The 1,432-nt window shown below is 73.3% G+C and carries 1 protein-coding gene; it reads right to left on the reverse strand.

Annotated elements, in window-relative coordinates:
- Window positions 1–1,432: translocation/assembly module TamB domain-containing protein (locus AC1D01_RS34500; protein ID WP_477873985.1), on the reverse strand; the 1,432-nt coding region annotated here is incomplete at both ends.

Raw genomic sequence — 1,432 nt, forward strand, 5'->3', positions numbered from 1 at the left:
GTAGGCGTTGTAGGTGCCGTCGACCGCGCGCACGCTGCCGTTCAGCGCCAGCTTGCCGCCCGGCGTCGTCAGCTTCAGCTCGCCTTCCAGCCGGGTGTCGATGCCGCGCCCGCGCAGCCGCAGCGCCTGGCCCAGGTTCACCGTCAGGTCGACCGCGACGTTGCGGTTGCTCGGCGCGCCGGTCGGCGTGGTGGCCTCGATGTCGGCGGTGCGGTTCACGACCACCACGTCGCCCGACAGGCTGGGCGCGCTCGACAGGCTGAAATCGAACAGGCCTTCGTCGACCTTGAAGCTGCCGTCGACCTTCAGGTTGTCGCGGTCGAGCTCCACCTGCGCCTGGCCGGTGGTGACGATGCGCCGGTCGACCCGGCCCAGCAGCTGGAAGCGCTCGGCCACCAGCGTCATCTTGGCGTGCGGCTTCTCGCCGAACTCGGCCGCGCCGCTCAGCTTGACGGTGCCGTTGCCGGCGCGCGCCTGGAAGGTGTTGATCTTCGCGTTGTCGCCCTGCAGCGCGATGTCGACCTCGCCGTCGGTCACGTTGACGCCCTGCAGGATGTTGCGCGCCGACAGGTCGGAACCCTTCATGTGGCCGGTGTATTCGATCGCGCCGAAGCGCCCGCCGATGGTCGCGGTGGTGCCGAGCTTGCCGCCCAGGCGCCAGCCGGCCGGTACCCACGCGCCCCAGGTGCCGAGGTTGGCGACCTGCGCCTCGAGCACGCCCTGCACCGGCGCCTCGGGCTCGGGCCAGGCGCGCTTCGCCGAGGTGCGCACGACGATCGCGCCGGCCGCCACGCCGAGCTGGTTGCCGGCCAGGCCCTGCGTGAAGTTCCAGACGCCGTCCTGCGCGCTCAGGCCGAGCCGCAGGTCGGTCAGGCCGAGCGGCTGCGTGCCGGTTTCGTCGGTCACCGACAGGTCGCCGCGCACGCGTTCGAGCACGATGTCGGCGCTGAACTCGGCCGCCTGGTGCACGACGATCCTGCCGCCGATCTGCAGGTCGCCGCCCCAGCCGAAATCCGGCTGCAGCCGGCGCAACAGCGGCGCGATCGCGACCGGCTGCAGTTCGGCCTGCACGTCGAGCTGCTGGGTCTGCACGCCCTGGCCGGCCTGCCAGCGGATGGCGTCCCAGCGCAACCCGGCGCCGAGGATGTCGGCCCGGCCGGCCGAGACGCTGGCCCACGGCGCGTCGCCCGCCTGCACCTCCACATCGACGTTCTGCGCCAGCAGCCACGGCGTGCTGCCGGGCTGGCTGCTGCGCACCTCGGCCTGCTGCAGCGTGCCCTTCCAGTTCAGCGGCGTCGGCGGCTTGCCGGGGGCGGGGTGAAGTGACGAGCCGTCGAACGGCGCGCCGCTCAGGCCGCCGCGAGCGGTGATCAGCACCAGCGTGCGGCCGGTGGCGGGAGCGGGGGCCGAGGCGGCCGCTGCAGCTGCGGGC

The organism is Rhizobacter sp. P3_B12, from assembly GCF_056402895.1.